Source organism: Paenibacillus yonginensis (assembly GCF_001685395.1).
In the GTDB taxonomy this organism is placed as follows: domain Bacteria; phylum Bacillota; class Bacilli; order Paenibacillales; family Paenibacillaceae; genus Fontibacillus; species Fontibacillus yonginensis.
The window spans coordinates 1292866-1310868 of record NZ_CP014167.1 but is presented as its reverse complement, the minus strand read 5'-3'; the positions used below and the strand labels follow the sequence as shown (position 1 = coordinate 1310868).

18 protein-coding genes are annotated in these 18003 nt (G+C 51.7%); 7 read left to right on the top strand and 11 right to left on the bottom strand.

Annotated features, from left to right (window positions below):
- Positions 1 to 292: 292 nt before the first annotated feature.
- Entirely contained in the window at positions 293 to 2641 is a 2349-nt protein-coding gene (locus tag AWM70_RS05980) for an ArnT family glycosyltransferase (RefSeq protein WP_237167839.1), read from the bottom strand.
- A gap of 257 nt (positions 2642 to 2898) precedes the next feature.
- On the opposite strand from AWM70_RS05980, the gene AWM70_RS05975 reads away from it, so the two are divergent.
- Both AWM70_RS05975 and AWM70_RS05970 read left to right on the top strand, forming a co-directional pair.
- Positions 2899 to 3579: a response regulator transcription factor gene (locus AWM70_RS05975; RefSeq protein WP_083180140.1), complete on the top strand. Its 681-nt coding sequence runs from the start codon at positions 2899 to 2901 to the stop codon at positions 3577 to 3579.
- Positions 3576 to 5111 carry a sensor histidine kinase gene (locus tag AWM70_RS05970; RefSeq protein ID WP_068694784.1) on the top strand — a complete coding sequence of 512 codons (1536 nt, stop codon included), beginning with the start codon at positions 3576 to 3578 and terminating at the stop codon, positions 5109 to 5111. Before AWM70_RS05975 ends, AWM70_RS05970 begins: the two co-directional genes overlap by 4 nt.
- 85 nt (positions 5112 to 5196) lie before the next feature.
- Here the strand turns inward: AWM70_RS05970 and gnd are convergent, their stop codons facing one another.
- Positions 5197 to 6090 (bottom strand): phosphogluconate dehydrogenase (NAD(+)-dependent, decarboxylating), encoded by an 894-nt coding sequence (gene gnd, locus AWM70_RS05965; RefSeq protein ID WP_068694783.1) that lies wholly within the window; start codon positions 6088 to 6090, stop codon positions 5197 to 5199.
- A gap of 86 nt (positions 6091 to 6176) precedes the next feature.
- Positions 6177 to 7628 (bottom strand): glucose-6-phosphate dehydrogenase, encoded by a 1452-nt coding sequence (zwf, locus tag AWM70_RS05960; RefSeq protein ID WP_068694782.1) that lies wholly within the window; start codon positions 7626 to 7628, stop codon positions 6177 to 6179.
- A 295-nt stretch (positions 7629 to 7923) separates the two neighbouring features.
- On the opposite strand from zwf, the gene AWM70_RS05955 reads away from it, so the two are divergent.
- On the top strand, positions 7924 to 8988 hold the full coding sequence (locus AWM70_RS05955) for a CobW family GTP-binding protein (protein WP_237167838.1): 1065 nt from the start codon (positions 7924 to 7926) through the stop codon (positions 8986 to 8988).
- A gap of 138 nt (positions 8989 to 9126) precedes the next feature.
- Here the strand turns inward: AWM70_RS05955 and AWM70_RS05950 are convergent, their stop codons facing one another.
- The 5 genes from AWM70_RS05950 to AWM70_RS05935 all read right to left on the bottom strand — a co-directional run bounded on the left by AWM70_RS05950 (position 9127) and on the right by AWM70_RS05935 (position 12750).
- A complete protein-coding gene (locus AWM70_RS05950; protein WP_068694781.1) occupies positions 9127 to 9966 on the bottom strand; it encodes a metal ABC transporter permease in 840 nt (279 codons plus the stop codon).
- The gene (locus AWM70_RS05945; protein WP_068694780.1) at positions 9909 to 10619 is read right to left on the bottom strand and encodes a metal ABC transporter ATP-binding protein; all 711 of its coding nucleotides are present in this window, start codon (positions 10617 to 10619) and stop codon (positions 9909 to 9911) included. Before AWM70_RS05945 ends, AWM70_RS05950 begins: the two co-directional genes overlap by 58 nt.
- Positions 10620 to 10646: 27 nt before the next feature.
- Positions 10647 to 10796, bottom strand: a complete 150-nt coding sequence (gene rpmG, locus AWM70_RS22600; RefSeq protein ID WP_083180139.1) for a 50S ribosomal protein L33 — start codon at positions 10794 to 10796, stop codon at positions 10647 to 10649.
- Positions 10797 to 10899: 103 nt separating this feature from the next.
- Entirely contained in the window at positions 10900 to 12114 is a 1215-nt protein-coding gene (locus AWM70_RS05940; protein ID WP_068694779.1) for a GTP-binding protein, read from the bottom strand.
- Between the two features lie 210 nt (positions 12115 to 12324).
- A complete protein-coding gene (locus AWM70_RS05935; RefSeq protein ID WP_083180138.1) occupies positions 12325 to 12750 on the bottom strand; it encodes a NusG domain II-containing protein in 426 nt (141 codons plus the stop codon).
- A 177-nt stretch (positions 12751 to 12927) separates the two neighbouring features.
- Between AWM70_RS05935 and ytvI the strand changes: the two genes are divergently transcribed.
- Positions 12928 to 14214 carry a sporulation integral membrane protein YtvI gene (gene ytvI, locus AWM70_RS05930; RefSeq protein WP_083180137.1) on the top strand — a complete coding sequence of 429 codons (1287 nt, stop codon included), beginning with the start codon at positions 12928 to 12930 and terminating at the stop codon, positions 14212 to 14214.
- A gap of 229 nt (positions 14215 to 14443) precedes the next feature.
- Here ytvI and AWM70_RS05925 read toward each other — a convergent pair whose 3' ends face one another.
- From AWM70_RS05925 to AWM70_RS05910, 3 genes are read right to left on the bottom strand one after another with little or no spacing between them, the layout of a single operon-like run.
- Entirely contained in the window at positions 14444 to 15064 is a 621-nt protein-coding gene (locus AWM70_RS05925; RefSeq protein WP_151208730.1) for an S-layer homology domain-containing protein, read from the bottom strand.
- Positions 14994 to 16049 carry a hypothetical protein gene (locus AWM70_RS23225; RefSeq protein ID WP_151208729.1) on the bottom strand — a complete coding sequence of 352 codons (1056 nt, stop codon included), beginning with the start codon at positions 16047 to 16049 and terminating at the stop codon, positions 14994 to 14996. Before AWM70_RS23225 ends, AWM70_RS05925 begins: the two co-directional genes overlap by 71 nt.
- Positions 16050 to 16064: 15 nt before the next feature.
- The gene (locus AWM70_RS05910) at positions 16065 to 17147 is read right to left on the bottom strand and encodes an RCC1 domain-containing protein (RefSeq protein WP_068694775.1); all 1083 of its coding nucleotides are present in this window, start codon (positions 17145 to 17147) and stop codon (positions 16065 to 16067) included.
- Positions 17148 to 17320: 173 nt separating this feature from the next.
- On the opposite strand from AWM70_RS05910, the gene AWM70_RS23755 reads away from it, so the two are divergent.
- From AWM70_RS23755 to AWM70_RS23750, 3 genes are read left to right on the top strand one after another with little or no spacing between them, the layout of a single operon-like run.
- Positions 17321 to 17626, top strand: a complete 306-nt coding sequence (locus AWM70_RS23755; RefSeq protein WP_237167837.1) for a hypothetical protein — start codon at positions 17321 to 17323, stop codon at positions 17624 to 17626.
- A 17-nt stretch (positions 17627 to 17643) separates the two neighbouring features.
- Positions 17644 to 17766, top strand: a complete 123-nt coding sequence (locus AWM70_RS24095; protein WP_257784539.1) for a hypothetical protein — start codon at positions 17644 to 17646, stop codon at positions 17764 to 17766.
- 42 nt (positions 17767 to 17808) lie between these two features.
- The gene (locus AWM70_RS23750; RefSeq protein ID WP_237167836.1) at positions 17809 to 17982 is read left to right on the top strand and encodes a hypothetical protein; all 174 of its coding nucleotides are present in this window, start codon (positions 17809 to 17811) and stop codon (positions 17980 to 17982) included.
- The last annotated feature ends 21 nt before the right edge of the window (positions 17983 to 18003 follow it).

Below are 18003 nucleotides of genomic sequence, written 5' to 3'. Positions count from 1 at the left end.
TTTGTACGAGTATTCATTACTCTTTTTCTATTTAATCTTTCTAATTTATCTCTCTATTTCTCTCTGTAATCTAATTCAACAATCCTTATGAATGTAAGACGTGATCAAGCCTGCTTTTGTTGCGCACCAGCTCATTTAAATAAGCAATAACATGATCCGTTGAATCCGAATCCGTCAGATATCCGCACCGGACTGATAAAGGAGCCCATTCTAGGCCGGCAAAGCAAAGCCGTAAATAACGCGCAGCAAACAACATCATGGCCTCTTGCTGCACCCCAGGTTGTCATTGGACTCACTCTCCTTGCTCAGGCGAGAATGCATACAACGTGCCCTCGCGGCCAAAACCGAATCCGCCGGTTTGGCCTTGGCCTCCAGCCTGGTCTCCATTCGAAGCCTGGCCGGTTTCTTCCCCCCATTCGCTGGACGGAACTTCGGTGCCATGATCCTCAATCCATTGGGTGAGCGTGCTGTTGCCCCCCCGGCCGCCAGACAAGTAGATATATTTAAGCTGTCCGGAGTTGATCAGCTCCTGCAGCCTTTCCACGCTGAGCACCGGGTCCGATCCACTGAAACCGCCCAAACTGATCACGGTTTCGCCTTTTTCAATGATATAAGGAGCAAGTGTCGTATAATCCGTAGCCGCCAACAAATATTTCTGACCGGTGTTATGATCTTTCAGATATTGGTACAAGTTTTCATTCAGACTGACCCCCTCTCCCGGAGCAGAAGCTCCCCGGGTTAAGCCGCGGCTGCTGTCTCCGCCGGCTTCCGTGCCGCCCGCAGCAGGAAAACCGACTCCCGGATTCCAGGGATTTCTTGTTGCACCGCTGTCATCAACCGCTGCCCACGAGTTGTCTCCGCTGCCGTTTGCCGAATTCCGTTCGCTGTTTGCGCTCATAGCGGAAGTATCCGCATTACGCCGGCCGGCGAAATTCGGAAAATCTCCAAAACCGCCAAACCGGCCTAAACCTGCAGTCAATCCGGGACCGGCTGCCGGTGTCATGCTGCTCTGCCCGTAAATAATAGGCGTAAACGCCCAATACATCGGGCCGATCAGCAAAATCAGGAAGCCAAGCACAGCAGGCATTTTTGATAAAGAAGCATTCAGCAGACCTACAGTCAGCCACAGGGTCGCAAGCACGCCCGTAACAAGGATGGCAACAGACCAGCCCTTGCCGATAACCGAATCATACGGATGTACGATATACCAGGAGAATGCCGCTGTCAGCAGAACGGCTGCGGGCAGCAGCCAGGCTTTCCAGCTGTCCCGTTCTCTCCACTGCCGGGCCATCTCCGACCAGCCCGCGCCAGTCAGAGCTGCAATCGGAGGAGCCATCATGATCAGATAATATTGGTGAAAAAATCCGGCCATGCTGAAGAATCCCATCACCGGGATCAGCCAGGCCAGCCAAAACAAAACCTCTTTATGTTTCCAGCTCATATGCCGAATCCGGAAGCTTGCAAACAAAGCCGTACAGCCGAACAGCACAAAGGGCAGCATCCAGCTCGCTTGTCCCGATAGCTCGGACTGAAACAAACGCAGCGGCCCTTTTGTTCCGGTATTAAACGCTCCGCCTCCGCCAAAATTCATGGTCGGTCTCTCCCCGGTAAAGCCGGGATTCCCGAAATCGCCTCCGTTTACGCCGCCGAAACCGCGTCCGCCGTCTGATTGCCCGCCTTCTACACCGGCAGAACCATTACGGCTTTCACCGCTCCTAATGCCGGCCCTCGTTCCGGCAAAACCGCCGGAGCCCGATCCATCCGCCGTCCCCGTTCCCGTCCCTAGGCCAAACTCCAGTCCCCGGTCCGATCGGCCCCCGCCCCCGCCGGGACTGCGGTCGCCCGTTAAACGCGATATCCCATTATATCCAAAGGCCAGATCCAGGACCGAATTGGTTTCACTGCTGCCGATGTAAGGGCGCTGATCTTCCGGCACGGAATCCACAATCACCGCCCAGGATAAGGAAATCACAGCACAAACGACTGTAGACAAAGCTAAAGTGACCGCTTTTTTCCTCCAGCCTCCGGCTCCGGCCAGTATGTAGAAGAAATAAAAAGCCGGAAGAACCATGTAAGCTTCGAGCATCTTGATGTTGAAACCAACGCCGACCAGTCCGAAGCCGACGATCACGGCCCACCTTTTATGCTGCTTGACGCCTTTAAACAGGAACCATACTGCGAGCAGCAGCGCAAAAACAAGCATACTGTCGATATTATTTGTTCTGCTGACCGATACCGCTACGGGCGTGCAGGCCATGACCAAAGCTGCGATTCTGGCCGCCCCGCTCCCGAAGTTTGGCTTAACAAGCAGGTAAACCAGCAGCACCGAGCCCACGCCGGCGAGCGCTTGTGGCAAGATGACGCTCCAGCCATGCAGTCCGAAGATAAAAGCAAAAATCGTCTGAATCATAAACGTCAAAGGCGGTTTATCCACAGTGACAAATCCGCCGCTGTCGAGCGTGCCATAGAAGAAGTTATGCATGTTTTTCATCATGCTGGCTACCGCTGTCGTATAATACGTATTAGCATATTTATCTGTCCAAATCAGGTAGATATTCAGAAAAGCTGCAACCAGCATGCTGGCCAGCAGGAAATAATCCACCCTTCGTGTTGAATTCCTTCTTTCTTTCATTGTCTCCATAGCTTGACCTCTTTCTTTATGCAGATAATCAACTTGTATTAGAGCCTGTTCAGACCATGTTTAGACGGGTCGGCCCGGCAGTTTCCATTGTGCCTTTGTTACCTGAGGCGCATATGAAAGAAAGCTGAAAGTTAGCTGAAAGAAAGACGTTTTATTCAGCATTTTTTCAGTTTCGATTAAGGCAGAACTCAGCGCCAGGCTTCATAATAGAAGTATTAGAGGTGTGGTTAGTAAGAATCCAACTGAAGGTGAATGATATGGACAAAGAAATTAAAGTTCTGCTGGTGGACGACGAGCCCCACATTTTGCAGTTTCTGGAGATGGGGCTTGTGAATGAAGGGTACGAGGTTGCCACGGCGCCTGACGGAATAACGGCTGTAGCAGCTGCTGAAACGTTCTCCCCTCATATCGTCATTCTTGACGTCATGATGCCGGGGATGGACGGATTTGAAGTCTGCCGGATTCTGAAGAAAAACGGCAGCCAGGCTGCCGTGATCATGCTGACCGCCAAAGACGAGGTCGATGACAAAGTCAAAGGCCTCAAACTGGGCGCCGACGATTATGTCGTCAAGCCTTTCAGCTTTGAAGAGCTGCTGGCCCGCATTCAAGCCCGGCTTCGCAACCAGTTCCCAACTTTATTCGGAGAAGTCGCGATCGGCCCGTTTCGGATTGATGATAAACGCAAGGAAATCGGATTCCAGGGCAAAGTGCTGGAGCTGTCCCCAACCGAGCATGAGCTGCTTCGGTATATGGTGCTGAATCATGGCATAGTGCTAAGCAAAACCCTGATTCTGGACAAGGTATGGGGTTACGACTTCGGCGGAGAAGAAAATATCGTGGAGGTCTATATCCGCTCGTTAAGGGACAAGCTCGGCGATAAGGAACACCGCCTGATTCGGACGCTCCGCGGGGCCGGATACCGGGTTGACCTGACATGAGGCTGCCCGGACCGGCTTGGTTGAGACGGATCGTTTCGCCCGCTTCGCTCAGAGCGCAGCTGCTGGCGAGATCGCTGTTCATTCTGGCGACGCTCCTGCTGCTGATCGGCGGGGTACAATATTTGGTGATGAAGAACTTTCTATACAACAGCCGCGCGGAGACGATGGAGAACCAGCTTCGCTCCATGCCGGTTGATCTGCTCGTTAAACGGGAACAGCAGAAGCAGCCGCCTAATCAGAATCAGACAAGAAATTACCGTCCTATCCTGTTTACGCCGACGGATACCTCGCTTGGCTACATTCAGGAAGACGGTTCTTATGTCAGCCTTACGCAGTCTACCGAAACAGGCTACCCCGTGTTGTCCGCTTCCGAATACGAAAGTATCCTCAAGCAATGGAAATCCCGGGAGAAGATCAAATATCGGATCGTCAGGGACTCCAGAGGCAATGACCAGCTGGTTGTATTCCGGCCTGCCGACAGCCCGGTCATTCCTGGAAGAGGGGGCTTTGGCGGGGCGCCGGAAGGGGGTGGAAGCACGGAGGGGGAACGAATTACCGGGCTGGTCCAAATGGGCACGGAAACAGGTCCGCTGGTGGACGTGGCCATGCGCCAGCTGGTAATCTTTCTGGTCCTTTCCCTGCTAGCCATGGCCGGAGGGCTGCTGCTGTACATGCCGCTAATCCGCCGGACGCTGGTTCCATTGAATCAGATTATTCGGGCAGTGGCCGCTACCGATGCGGGCAATCTGAAGCAGCGTGTTCCCGAACAGCTGGGTCAGGAGGAAATCGACAGGCTGTCCTCCTCTTTTAATGGCATGCTGGAGCGGCTGGAGCTCTCCTTTGAAGCCGAACGGGAAGCCAAAGAGCAAATGCGCCGCTTTACGGCTGACGCTTCCCATGAACTGCGGACGCCGCTGACTTCCATTCACGGCTTTCTGGAAGTGCTTCTGCGCTCTTCCTCCCTCCGTCCCGAGCAGCTCACTTCAGCACTGAACAGCATGCATGGCGAATCCATCCGGATGAAAAAGCTGATCGAGGATCTGCTTATGCTGGCCAAGCTGGATCGGGCGCCGGAATTAACGTTAACCGGCACTTTCTTGGACGAGCTGGTGCAGGAAATGAAACCCCACCTTCGCATTTTGTCCGGTCAAAGAGAGGTTTCCTTCTCTCTGGCCCCCGGCCTTCAGGGTTATGTAGACAAAGACAAGCTGAAGCAGGTGGTGCTTAACCTGTTTCAGAACGCCGTGCAGCATACGGATCCCGAAACCGGAACGATTCACGTAGGGCTGCGCCGATCCGGCCAGGAAGCCGTTTTGTCCGTCAGCGACAACGGTCCCGGGATCGAAGAAGAACATCTGCCGCATGTCTTTGAACGCTTCTACCGCAGCGACGTTTCCAGAGCGCGCAAGCGCGGAGGAGCCGGCCTGGGCCTTGCGATCAGCCTGTCCATGGTTGAAGCCCACGGCGGTACAATCAAGGTGCAGACCCGTGTCGGCGAAGGCACTACGTTTAGTGTACATCTCCCCTTGTAGGCCTTCTTTCGCCCCTGACTCATGCTGAATACATGCAAAAACGGCAGCCCCTCCATAGAGGGACTGCCGTTTTTTTGCCTATTCTTTATTTCTTCTCTACAGCGTGGCCACCAAACTCATTGCGCAGGGCCGCAACCACTTTGCCTTGGAACGTATCGGCTTCCAGGGAACGGTAACGCATAAGCAGGGACATTGCGATAACCGGAGTAGCCGCTTGAAGGTCAAGCGCTTCTTCGATCGTCCATTTGCCTTCGCCGGAGGAGTGCATAACACCTTTAAGCTCATCCAAGTTGCTGTCTTTGGAGAACGCTTTTTCAGTCAGTTCCATCAGCCAGGAGCGGATTACGGAACCGTTGTTCCAAACGCGGGCAACTTTTTCGTAGTCGAATTCGTAGTTGCTCTTCTCAAGAACTTCGAAGCCTTCGCCGATGGAGGCCATCATGCCGTATTCGACACCGTTGTGAACCATTTTCAGGAAGTGCCCGCTGCCGGATGGACCTGCATACAGGTAACCATTTTCTACAGCCGTATCACGGAAGATCGGTTCAACAACTTCCCAAGCCTCTGGGTCGCCGCCGATCATGTAGCAAGCGCCGTTACGAGCGCCTTCCATACCGCCGGAAGTACCTGCGTCCATGAAATGGATACCGGAAGCTTTCAGTTTCTCATAACGAGCTTTGGATTCTTTGTAATGGCTGTTGCCGCCTTCGATGATGATGTCGCCGGCGCTCAGAAGCGGAGCAGCTTCGTCCAATACATTGTCTACAACCTGATGCGGAACCATAACCCACAATACGCGTGGTGTCGGCATAGCCGCAATCAGTTCAGCAATCGTGGAAGCCCCTTTGGCGCCATATTCAACCATTTCAGCAATTGCTGCCTGGTTCAGGTCAAAAGCAACTACTTCATGTTTGTGGTCCATCAGGTTTTTACCAAGGTTCAAGCCCATTTTACCTAGTCCGACTAATCCTACTTTCATTTGAAGAAACCTCCTAAATATGTTAAATAAATTGGCTAGCTAAAGAAAAACATCTATATTTAGCAATTACCCGCAAGGGGATTAGCTTACCACCACTTGTAGCCGTCTTGCGCAAGCAGTTCGTGAGCCGCGTCCGGGCCGTCGCTGCCGGCAGGATAGAAATGAAGCGGTACCTCATTGGCTGCAAAAGCGTCGAGGACAGGTTGTACCCAAGCCCAGGACAATTCCACTTCGTCCCAATGCGCAAAGAAGGTGGAGTCGCCAAGCAGCGCATCATAAATAAGATTCTCGTAAGCTTCAGGAGTTTCTTTGGAGCTTCCACCGAATTCCATCACAACTGGCTCAAGATGTTTAGAATTGTTTTTATCTTTCATGTTCAGCTGAAGCGTAATTCTTTCTTCAGGATTGACCTCAATAGTAAGCAGGTTTGGAGGGATCACTTCATCCGGGAATGTCGAAGCCTTAAGCGGCTCTTTGAATTCGATGACAATACGAGTCGATTTCTCACCCGTGCGTTTGCCGGTACGGATGTAGAAAGGAACTCCTTCCCAGAAAGGCGTTTCCAGCTTCAGACGAGCGGCAACGTAAGTGTCATTATGGGAATCCGGTCCAATACCGTTCTCGTCTCTGTAGCCTGGAACTTCCACGCCTTTAACAAAGCCTGGTCCATATTGGCCGCGGATGATTTGGGTATTGATTTTATCCTTGCTGATCGGGCGAAGCGATTTGATGATGTTTTTCTTCTTCGCACGAACTTCTTCAGGCGTGCTGCGGTGAGGAAGATGCATCGTAACCATCATGAGCAGCTGCATCATGTGGTTCTGGAACATATCGCGAATGGCACCGGAAGTATCGTAGTAACCGGCTCTGTCTTCTACCCCTACAAGCTCATTGGCCGTAATCTGCACGTTGGCGATATAACGGTTGTTCCAAAGCGCTTGAAGCACAGGGTTAGCAAAACCAAGAACTTCGAGGTTCTGAACCATAGGTTTGCCCAAGTAATGGTCAATACGGAACACTTCTTCTTCTTCGAAAGAACGGTTCAGGTTCGCTTGAAGCGAACGAGCCGATTCGAGGTCGTGACCGAAAGGTTTTTCGATAATGAGGCGTTTCCAGCCTTTAGTATCTCCAAGACCGCTGGCTTTGATGTTGTCAGCAATCGTTTCAAAAAATTCTGGAGCAACCGAAAGATAGAAAAGACGGTTTTCAGGAATTCCCAATTCACTTTCATACTTTTGCGCAACACCAAGCAGTTTCTTGAAGTCATCCACATTGTTGACATTCAAGGCACTGTAATGGAAAGCACTAAGGAAAGAATCAATATGGCTTGGATCAATCGGTTTTCTGGAGAAGTTCTTCAGCGAGTCTTTCACACTAGCTTGAAAATCTGGGTCTGCTATTTCTCTACGGCCCAGACCAATAACTGTGAATGACGAAGCCAATTTGCCATCCAGGAAAAGATTGTACAGCGCAGGATAGATTTTACGTTTCGCCAAATCCCCAGTCGCGCCAAACAAAACAAAAGTCATAGCGTCCATTCTATTTTTACCTCCACTCTCTCTATAGCTCTATAGTAACTATATTTATGATATCAGGTTACGTATCGTTATTGCGTATCCGACTTAGTTATCTTACACCTTCAGTCAAAATTCGTCAATCGAAATGTCTAATTTTTGACACATTTAATTCTTCATATAGTGAGAAATGATATAGCTTCAGCTAACGACACGTAAGCTTTTTTATGGAGAATAAAAAATAACATTTTATTCGTAAAGGTTACGTATAAATGAATAGAGAACTCGGAAATAGAAAACCAAAGACAGGAGATCATCAATGATGGAGAACAAAACGCCAGTAATTTTATTAAGCGGCTTTCTGGGCAGCGGGAAAACAACCCTGCTGGTCAAACTGCTGATGGAAGCTCGGCGGCGCGCTTTAAAGCCCGGTATTCTGATGAACGAATTGGGACGGCAGGATGTAGACGGAATTCTGCTGAATGAGCAAACCCGCTTCCCGATTGAAAAGCTGCTGGACGGCTGTATCTGCTGCAGCAAAAAAGAAGATCTGGCCCGCAGCTTGCTCACTTTGCTAAGCAGCAGTCCCGATATTCTCTTCATCGAGCTGACCGGCGTCGCCAATCCCGTTGAAATTGCCGAGCTATTGTCACAGCCTGCATTTGCCGACCGTTTAACAATCGAACATAGCATTACCATCCTGGATGCTGAGCATGCACTGGACTACAGCAGTGTTTTTGCATCCGACAAACAGCTTGTCCGGACGCTGCGCCAGCAGATCGAATCAGCTGATTTAATCCTTGTCAACAAAACGGATTTGTCCTCTGAAGCTCAGCTCGCCAAAGTGATAAACATGGTTCGCCGCTGCAATGCCACGGCTGCCGTGCACAAGACCCAAAAGGCCGACCTGGATGTTCGCAAGCTGCTGGAGGGTATGGTGCCCACGCCACAGCTGCAGCCGGGGAATTCCCTTCCCCATTCAATCCAACATTTCCATGTGGTTCAGCCCCCTCCTCAGCACCAGCATGCCCATAACCATGACCATCAGCATGAGCATCAAGCCGGCGGCTCCGAATCCGCTAACGCTTCTTTCTCCGCGGTTCAAACCTTTACGCTTCCTTGCACAGGCGACCGCTACTTCTCACGGGAGGAGCTGGAGCATTTCCTTTCCGGGCTTCCCGGACAAATTGTCCGCGCCAAAGGTTATGTAAAGCTGGACGGCCTGGGAACAATGCTTGTTCAATATGCTGGAGGACGGTTCTCTTATGAGGCTTCCCGTTATCCCGGTTCAGGTTATATTGTTGTTATCGGTCTCCATGTGCAGCCCGATGAATCGGTCAAACAATGGGAAGCTCTGATCCGTCAGGACCGCATACGTTCTTGAGCATCAGCAAGTCTTCCGCCAGGTTCAGCGGCCGTGGCGCTGTGGCGCAAATCAAACAAGCCTTATCCCGTTGTTGCAACGGGTAAGGCTTTATTTTTCAAATTCAAAGTAAAAAAGTTCGCCCTATCCTATCTATACTTAAGAGGAAGATCTGATAACCCGTCTGCGCCGTTTGGAGCGGACAAGAATCTTCTGCACGGCCAATCCGGCCAGGAAGAACAGAAGCAGAATCAAGGATATCGTCCCCCCCGGAGGGGTGTTTATATAATAGGAAGCCGAAAGTCCGCTGAATATGCCGGTCAACCCTGCTACAACCGCAATGATTACCGCGGATAGAAATCCTCTTGAAATCTTTAAGGCCAATGCGGCCGGCAGCACCATTAAGGAAGAAACAAGCAGCACTCCAACGATCGGCATGGCGGAAGCAACCGTCATCCCCGTCAGTACCGAGAAGGAGAAGGATAACAGGCGAACATGCACGCCGCCAATCTGTGCTGTTTCCTCATCAAAGGTTAAGTTGTACAACGGGCGCCGGAAGACGATAAAGAAAATAAGGCCAATCAAAGCAACAAAACCGATAATCCATAACTGCTGTTCATTAACGGCCACAATTGAGCCGAACAAATAAGCGCTGAAGCTTTTATTCAAATTGCTCTTGAGGCTCATTAACAGGACGGCCAGCGCCAAACCCGAAGTCATGATGATGGCGACCGGCACTTCACTGTAAGTCAGATAGGTTCGGCGCAGCTGCTCGATCACCAAACCGCCGGCAATAGCCACAACAAAACCGCTCACTACCGGATTTAAATGAAGCACCGAACCGAGTGCCACCCCGGCCAAGGAAACGTGCGACAACGTGTCCGCAATGAGCGCCTGCCTTCTAAGCATCAAATAAACGCCCAGAATCGGGGCTATAATCCCTATGAAACCTCCGGCCCAAAACGCACGCTGCATGAACTCGTAGTCAAACATTTCCACTCTTCACTTTCCTTTCGCTCCAGCGAGATTACCCGGTCCAGATAGGCGCTCATCTCGTCCAGGCCATGAGTAACCATGATGACCGTAAGACGGTGGACCTTCACATAATGCTTCATTAATTCGTAGAACCCGATCCGGCTTTGAAGGTCCATCCCCGTAGTGGGCTCATCCAAAATAAGCACGTTCGGCTGCTGCGCCAGTGCTCTTGCAATACAGATCCGCTGCTTCTGCCCGCCGGACAACTCGCCGATGCGGGCGTCGCGGTGCTCCCACATGCCGACCTGCTTCAAACTTTTCTCAACGATAGCTTCCTGTTCGCTGCTGAATCTGCGAAACAGCCCCAGCCGGGAGTAACAGCCGGAGCGAACGAGCTCGATCACCTTGCTGGGGAACCCGCTGTTAAAGGAGGCTACCTGCTGAGGCACGTAGCCGATGACCAGCTTGCCTTCCTCCAGAACCTCGGGGTGGAGTTGAACGGTCCCGCTCCACGGCTTGAGCAAGCCAAGCAGGAGCTTGAGAATAGTTGACTTGGCCGCGCCGTTTGGACCGGTAATGCCGAGGAACTCCCCGGCCATGATGTCCAGCGATATATTTTCAACGACAGGTTCATTTCCGTAACCAAAAACCACATTGCGCATAGATGACAGGATCAAAACGGTTCAACTCTTTTCTGAATTGATTTAGCGGGTTTCCCGGTGAATCGTGTATTTCTTGAGACGCGGGCAATATTTGCGCAGCTCCATGCGCTCAGGATGATTTCTTTTATTTTTAGTGGTCGTATAGTTACGATCCCCACATTCGGTGCAAGCAAGAGTAACAGTCACTCGCATTATGGTCGCCTCCTCACAATTTTAAACTTCCGCATATCTTCATATAATAATCGTAATAATTACGAATTCAACTTACTTATATTAGCCGAACCCTCATTCGATGTCAACTGCTCCATGGAAGAGGATTAATGAAAGTGGACCAGTCCTGTCCCATTTCCAGCTCTGTCAGCAAGCATTGATCCAATCGGGCTTCGACTTCCGAGCGGTCATATCCAATCCCGATCAGCACCAACTCGGTCAATCGGTCTCCCCAGACCTCATCCCAGTGCTGCAAAATCTCCGGTTCGGTCTCCAGCATCTCCCTCCGTTCTCCTTCCGGTAATCCGGCAACCCAATAACCGCCAGGTCCAAACTGGATTGAAGGCCCCGCCTGACTTAACATCGCGGCCATATCCTCCTTAGCTCCAAGCCATACCGTCCCTTTCGCCCTTACGATTTCCTGAGGCCATTCGCTCATAAAAGCCGCGAGCCGCTCAGGGTGAAACGGCCTTCTGCGCCGGTACACAAACGAACCGATCCCGTATTCATCCGTTTCCGGCACATGGTTTTCTTTAACAAGCTCTTCCTGCCAGGCTTCACTTTGGCTTGCGGTTTCCCAGTCAAACAGACCCGTGTTCAGAATTTCCCCCGGGTCCACCTCCCCGCGCACAATACGAATCAGCTTGGCGTTCGGCTGAAGGTTCCGAATCACCCGCTCAAGTTTGACAAGGTCCTCTTCTGCCACCAGGTCGCATTTGTTCAGCAGCAGCACATCACAGGTTTCAATCTGGTCAATCAGCAGATCCGCCACATCCCTGGTATCTTCTTCCCCTGCCGCTTCCCCCCGATCCAGTAGGCTTTCACCCGAGCCGAAGTCATGCCAGAACCGCGCAGCATCCACAACGGTAACCAAGCAATCGAGCTTCGCCAGCGAAGTCAGGTCGATGCCCAGCTCCTCGTCCGCGTACGTGAAAGTCTGAGCCACCGGCACAGGTTCGCCGATGCCGGTCGATTCGATCAGAATATAATCAAACCGACCGGATTCGGCCAGTTCTTTGACCTCTCGGAGCAAGTCTTCCCGAAGGGTGCAGCAAATGCAGCCATTAGAAAGCTCGACCAGCTTCTCATGGGTTCTCGATAAATGGCCTTCGCCGCGCACGAGCGCCGCATCCACGTTGACCTCGCTCATATCGTTGACGATCACGGCAACCTTCAGACCCTTACGATTTTGCAGAACATGATTCAGCACCGTTGTTTTGCCTGAACCTAAATAGCCGCTTAACACAGTGACCGGTACCCGGGTCCCCCTCTTGGCCTGCGTTTCTAATAATACACTCATGTTTGTTAGGAAGCTCCTTTCTTCTCTTGCTTGATTAGCTAAAAAAACGGATAGTTCCCATCCCGGCAAAACCGGGCTGAGACTTCTAAGTCTTAATCGTAATTATTACGATTAAATAGAAATATACGTCACTCCGGTTGTTTTTGTCAACCGGACGACAAACAGGCCGCATCCTCACGATGCGGCCTGCTCTTTTTTCAAAGTCTCCGGTTAATTCACGACAGCATCCAGTCCGTTCCCCGGCTCATCCGTTCCTCCGCTGCTTGGATCTGCACCTGCGGCAACGATTTCAACCAGCACCCGGTTGGGCACGCAAATGATCCGTTCGCCCGGCTTGGAGATAAAGCCCATTTTCAAAGCAATGGGAAGCGGAGCGTCCGATACCGTCATGCGAATTCCGTTATCATAGACCTTTAGAACGTTATGTCCGTATTTGGTCTGCATATCAATAATTTGTTCTTCCTGCGTCAAGGGAACCTGCTTGTACAGTTCTCCGTTCACCGTAATCCGGGCCTCCAGCTTCCCTCCGGCGTAAGCATCGGCCCTTTCAAACAGCGCTTTCCCGCCAAAATAACCGGCCACTGCCAGCAGGACAATCGCGATCAATAACCAATCCGCCTTTTTAATCTTCAGCATGATGTCCGCCCCTTTGATTCTGAAGTTCTTCTTCCTTTTAAATATAAATGTTTAAAATTGCGTCTATCCATGCGTTACATCACACTGCCGCCAAGTTTTTCCCTTTGGGAATGCTTTTCCAATTTAGATCGTGTACAATAAAGAACAATACCGCCTAAGGAGTTGGAAATTAGGAATATGCTGCCCTTATATAAAAAATATTGGCGTACCATCTTTGACATTGCTTTAATTGTGCTTACTGTATATCTGGTCATGTTTCTATTCAGCAAACTGTACCAGCTGGCGGCACCGGTATTCCTGTCTTTCTTTGTCTTTATGCTGATCGAACCCTTGGCTAGGTTTCTGAACCGGAAAGGGATGAAGAAACCTTTTGCTTCAGCGATTTCCGTTATTCTGTTCCTCGTCGTGCTGCTGGGCCTCCTGTTTGGAGCCGGCTTTCTGATCGCCATTCAAATCAACCATTTGTACGACAATCTTCCAAGCTATGCAGCCATGCTTCAGGATCACTTCCAGAGCACAACCGCCTATTTGCAGGACAGGCTGAACGGGCTCCCACCAGGCGTAACGGACAAGCTGAACGGCTATTTTGCAGACGCCACCAACCTTTTGACCAAATGGTTGAAGGTGATGTTGTCCTATCTCTTTAATACGCTGGGATCCTTCTCTTCGTTTATGGCCAACTTTGGCATCGCCATCATTTTGGCTTTTTTCCTAAGCATGGAGATTAAAGACTGGCGTCGTATCGCCTATGAGAAGACACCTAAAACCATCAAAATCGCCTTTGATTTTCTGCGCGCACATGTCTTCCGGGCGATTGGATCTTATTTGAAAGCTCAATTCATTCTGATGTCCATTACTTTTGTGCTCGTGTTGATCGGATTGTTTATTTTAGGCTCCGGCAATGCGTTAACTATGGCGCTTATCTGCGCTGTATTTGACATTCTCCCGCTGCTGGGCGTTTCCACCATACTTGTGCCCTGGATCATTTATCTGTTTATTATCGGAAATACCCCGCTGGCCATCGGCCTGATTGTTTTGCTTGCGATCGTGCTGGTTGTCCGACAACTGCTTGAACCCAAGGTCACCGGCAATTCGATCGGAGTTTCATCCGCTTATCTGATGTTGTCCTTTGCCATTGTTTCTATGTCTTTGTTTGGGGTAGCAGGACTTATTCTTTCGCCCATCCTGCTGATCTTAATTAAAGAGCTGATTCAGCAGGGCTATTTGCAGAAATGGATTACATTGCCGCAGGAAGAATTTGTAGTGCCGCCGTTTAATCCGGGAAGCTTCGAACAGGAGAAGCAGCGAGCTGCAAATGAGAACACCCTGCAGGTTAAAGGGACCCTGTCCGAGAGATTTCGTCTCAGACGTTCAAAATCAAAACGCTCAGACTCGTCCTCCTCCAATTCGAAACCTTCAGACCAAAACCTTGCAGGCCGGGACCGTTCTAACGATGAAACTTAGAAGGACGGTGCTACGCTGAAGCCTGACATCAAGGCGCCGACAGCTTGGTCGAAAAAAATTTTTTCCATTTGAACCAATTGAACCAAATTGCAAATTATAATCCTGACAAAAAAGCCTTCAACCCCACTAGAACGTGGCTTTGAAGGCTTTTCCGCTTTAAATCCGGACCTGCGCTCCCACTGCTGCTATCGCAAAACAGAAAAGGGGGACGCTGGGGGACAAAAAAAATTCAGTCATCCCCATTGATAAGCGAGGTTTGAATCAGCCGCCGCCGGATCATAACCGCCAGTTCTCCCCTTGTTATCGGATCAAAGGGCTGGAGCTCGGAGCCGTTCCCCGCTATAATTCCTGCCTTCACCAATGCTGCTGCTGCAGGCTGCGCCCACGCCGAAACCAGCTTGCCATCCGCAAAACCGTCCAACTCCTGCGCCTCAGCCTTAATCTCCACCCCGGCCAATTTCATGGAGCGCGCGATGATCGCCATCGCTTCCTGGCGTGTAAGAACATTTCCGGGATGATAAGTTCCATCCGCGTACCCCTGCAAAATCCCGTATTGCTGAGCCAGGTCGGTCGCTGCAGCATACCAGGCTCCGGGTTCCACATCCGCAAAGGACGAACTCTGCGGGGCTTCCCCTGCAAGACCGAGCGCACGAACCATAACTTGCGCAAATTCGGCTCTTGTGACGGGTTGGCCCGGCTCAAACCGATCAGCCCCCTCCGACAATCCGGCAATCGGTTCATTCACTTGATAGCCTTGCAGGATTAGGCGCGACGCTAAGTCATAAACAGCTTTTTCCGCAAAATGGCCGGCCGGGACATCGGAGAACTCCACTCGTTTTTGCACCAGCATGAAGCTTCCCGTACTCAAGCTGCTGATGTTGGCCGCATCCCCGCTGATGAACAGAGGCACCGGTAATAAAGAGCCATCCGGCTGCAATTTTACGGCAGCTGTAGGAGCGGCGGGGCCATCCGTTTCGTTCCGGCCGCTTATTCCACCTACGACATCTCCGTCCAAAAGCGGAATTTCCAGCGCAGCATAAGCGCCAAAGCCGGAAAGCGAGGCCGTCCCGCTCCCGCTTGAGAACTGCACGGCAACATCCAAGGGCTGACGTATATGCGCAAGGCCCGGCTGCCCTCTGCATACGTTCCAGCGTATCTTGAGCGCTCCGGGATAGAAGCACCGTGACTCCGCCTCCCGATGAGACTTCCGCTCCTTCTTGCAGGTTGTCCCGGCCAAACGTGCCGAGCTCCGAGAATGGAAGTCGCAAGCCGCCAAGCGGCGTCTCCTGCTCCATCGTTCCTCCGTGCCAGCTCCGCAAAGTCGCCAGCAAAGCTTTGGGAAGCTCGAACCGGAATTGATCCGCAGCTTGCACAGAGGCAACGGCCACCTCCGGATTCTCCGCCGTCCCCAGCTGGTTCAATACCCCTTGCAGCTTGACGGCATCCAGCTTAACGGTTGCAACCGTTCGCCCGTCCACTTCCGCAATGCTGCCAGAGGCTAACCCGCCGAGCTCAGGCGTTTGACTTCCGTCTAGCAAAATCTGAACGTCTTGCGGTTCTGCGATCGGTGGCGGCTGCGGAGCACTTCTTTCAGGAACCGGATCGCCTCCGGACGGAGGTAGGACAACCGGCGGCTGATCCGGTGTTGCCTCCGCGGCCCGGGTAAGGAAAATGGTATATTTCGATACTGATGTGTCAGGCGCGGCAACGGTCAGCTCGATCCGGTTAGCGCCCACCGCAATCGGGAAAGCCGGGCTTGGCACGCCAGGAACCATTCCGACCGGTCCGGCTGTCGGCTCCACACTCCCGCTGCCGCTGTACACGCTGACCGTCACGGAAACCCGGTTATCCTAAACCTCTCCGGCTATCGTTACAGCAGCGGCAGAATACGCTACATCGGCCGAATACTGATAACGGTTCCGTTCAAATGCCGGATCAAGCCTTACAGAATCCGAAACCGATGTCAAGCGAAGCGAGCTTAACGCCGTATCAAAAGGGCCTGTCCCCGGACTGCCGGGGTCCGTTTCATCGGAGGCTGTCGTAAAGGACCAGCCGTCCACACCTTGCATGCCGTCATAATCCTTGCCTTCTTCAGCCGTAAATGCGCCGGGATCAATTTCAATGTAATAAACCAGGCCCCAGCCCCAGACTACACCGTCCTTGCGCATCGCCAAACTATGAAAGCCGCCGGCGGCTATCAGCTTAACACCGGTGATGCCGGCCACCTGCAAAGGGCGGGTAGTCAACGTTTTGTTGCCTTGGCCAAGCTGTCCCTGACTGTTGTCTCCCCAGCCCCAGACATTTCCGTTGTCGTCCAAAGCCAAGCTGTGGTAACCCCCACCAGCTATAGCCGTTATATGCTCAAGATTGGACGCTTGTACGGGAGTTGTCCAGTTCGTTCTTGTGCCATCGCCAAGCTGGGCATATTTATTTTCGCCCCAGGTCCACACAGTGCCGTCGCTGGCCAGCGCCATACTGTGGTACCCGATGCCTCCAGAAATGGCGGAAATAGAACGCAAACCAGGTACCTGAACAGGCACGGATGAAATTGCCGTCGAACCGATTCCAAGTTGGCCGTTCATGTTGCCTCCCCACATCCAAACGGTCCCGTCCTGCTTTAATGCTATGGAGCTGCGCACACCGGAGTCCACATCGACGATTCCTGTCAACTTTTTAACCCCCACTGGCGAAGCTATTCCCGAGACCGTAGAATTGTTGCCCAGCTGGCCGTAACTGTCTTGTCCCCAGGTATAAACCGTCCCTCCGCTGACCAGCGATACGCTATGATAGTAGCCTGCCTTGAGCTGGGGAGCCGTTGGAGCTTCCGTGGCAGCAGCCGCAGAAACAGGACCAGGCGTCAACACCCCCACATCCTGAATAGTCAGCATAATAACCAATGCCGCGCATACAGCTGTTTGCATCCATCGTCTCATTTGTCCGTTTTCTCCTTTCAATGCCTGTTCTAGCAATTGCCCCTACGATGAAGCGCACAACGCACATGCTAACAGAAGAAAAGGCAGCAAACGATTGACAAACGTTAACTTTTCGTCAATTTTTCATATTATGATAGAAATGAATAAGCAAACGGACAGTGAGGGGAAAAATTATGTCGCTTTCTGCCGATTCTCTTTTTCTTAAAACAAAAATCGCTTTACCGGTTCTAAAAAATAATCTGGTCAAACGCAAGCGGCTGCTGCAAGTCCTCCAGGAAAACACAAACGGTCGGCTTACACTCATTCATGCCCCTGCAGGTTACGGAAAAACGACGCTGATGGCTGAGTGGGTTCGCTCCAGCGGACAAGCCAGCGCCTGGATCTCGCTGGATGAAAGAGACAACGATCCCGCCGCTTTTGGCGTTATGTCGCTTATACTCTGGCTGTGGCCTACTCCGATCCGCCTGACCGGAAGCTGATGCAATTGGCAGGGAGTGTGCCAGATCTGTCGCCGGAAGTATTCCTTGATGCGCTGATCAATGCGCTGACGGAACAAAATAAACCCGTTGTGCTGGTTATGGATGACTTTCATTTGATTATGGACAAGACCGTTCAGTAAGGTTTAGCTTATTTTCTGCAATATTTGCCCGAACAGATTCATATGCTCATTTCGACACGCACCCAGCTGCCGTTCCCGACCATTAAATGGACGGCCAAAGCACAGCTGACCGAAATTTCAATGACCGAACTGCAGTTCAACGAAGCGGAAGCTGCGCTTTATTACCAGGAGGTTATGAAGCTTCCCAGCGAGCTTACCGTTCAAGCCAAGCAGTAGCTGGAGCGGCTGGGCAGACAG

What these genes read in the sequence shown, in the direction of transcription:
- AWM70_RS05980 (WP_237167839.1), bottom strand. Translation starts at nt 2,641, where the DNA reads ATGGAGACAATGAAAGAAAGAAGGAATTCAACACGAAGGGTGGATTAT.
- AWM70_RS05975 (WP_083180140.1), top strand. Translation starts at nt 2,899, where the DNA reads ATGGACAAAGAAATTAAAGTTCTGCTGGTGGACGACGAGCCCCACATT.
- AWM70_RS05970 (WP_068694784.1), top strand. Translation starts at nt 3,576, where the DNA reads ATGAGGCTGCCCGGACCGGCTTGGTTGAGACGGATCGTTTCGCCCGCT.
- gnd (WP_068694783.1), bottom strand. Translation starts at nt 6,090, where the DNA reads ATGAAAGTAGGATTAGTCGGACTAGGTAAAATGGGCTTGAACCTTGGT.
- zwf (WP_068694782.1), bottom strand. Translation starts at nt 7,628, where the DNA reads ATGGACGCTATGACTTTTGTTTTGTTTGGCGCGACTGGGGATTTGGCG.
- AWM70_RS05955 (WP_237167838.1), top strand. Translation starts at nt 7,924, where the DNA reads ATGATGGAGAACAAAACGCCAGTAATTTTATTAAGCGGCTTTCTGGGC.
- rpmG (WP_083180139.1), bottom strand. Translation starts at nt 10,796, where the DNA reads ATGCGAGTGACTGTTACTCTTGCTTGCACCGAATGTGGGGATCGTAAC.
- AWM70_RS05940 (WP_068694779.1), bottom strand. Translation starts at nt 12,114, where the DNA reads ATGAGTGTATTATTAGAAACGCAGGCCAAGAGGGGGACCCGGGTACCG.
- AWM70_RS05935 (WP_083180138.1), bottom strand. Translation starts at nt 12,750, where the DNA reads ATGCTGAAGATTAAAAAGGCGGATTGGTTATTGATCGCGATTGTCCTG.
- ytvI (WP_083180137.1), top strand. Translation starts at nt 12,928, where the DNA reads ATGCTGCCCTTATATAAAAAATATTGGCGTACCATCTTTGACATTGCT.
- AWM70_RS05925 (WP_151208730.1), bottom strand. Translation starts at nt 15,064, where the DNA reads ATGCTGGTGCAAAAACGAGTGGAGTTCTCCGATGTCCCGGCCGGCCAT.
- AWM70_RS05910 (WP_068694775.1), bottom strand. Translation starts at nt 17,147, where the DNA reads ATGAGACGATGGATGCAAACAGCTGTATGCGCGGCATTGGTTATTATG.
- AWM70_RS23755 (WP_237167837.1), top strand. Translation starts at nt 17,321, where the DNA reads ATGTCGCTTTCTGCCGATTCTCTTTTTCTTAAAACAAAAATCGCTTTA.
- AWM70_RS23750 (WP_237167836.1), top strand. Translation starts at nt 17,809, where the DNA reads ATGCTCATTTCGACACGCACCCAGCTGCCGTTCCCGACCATTAAATGG.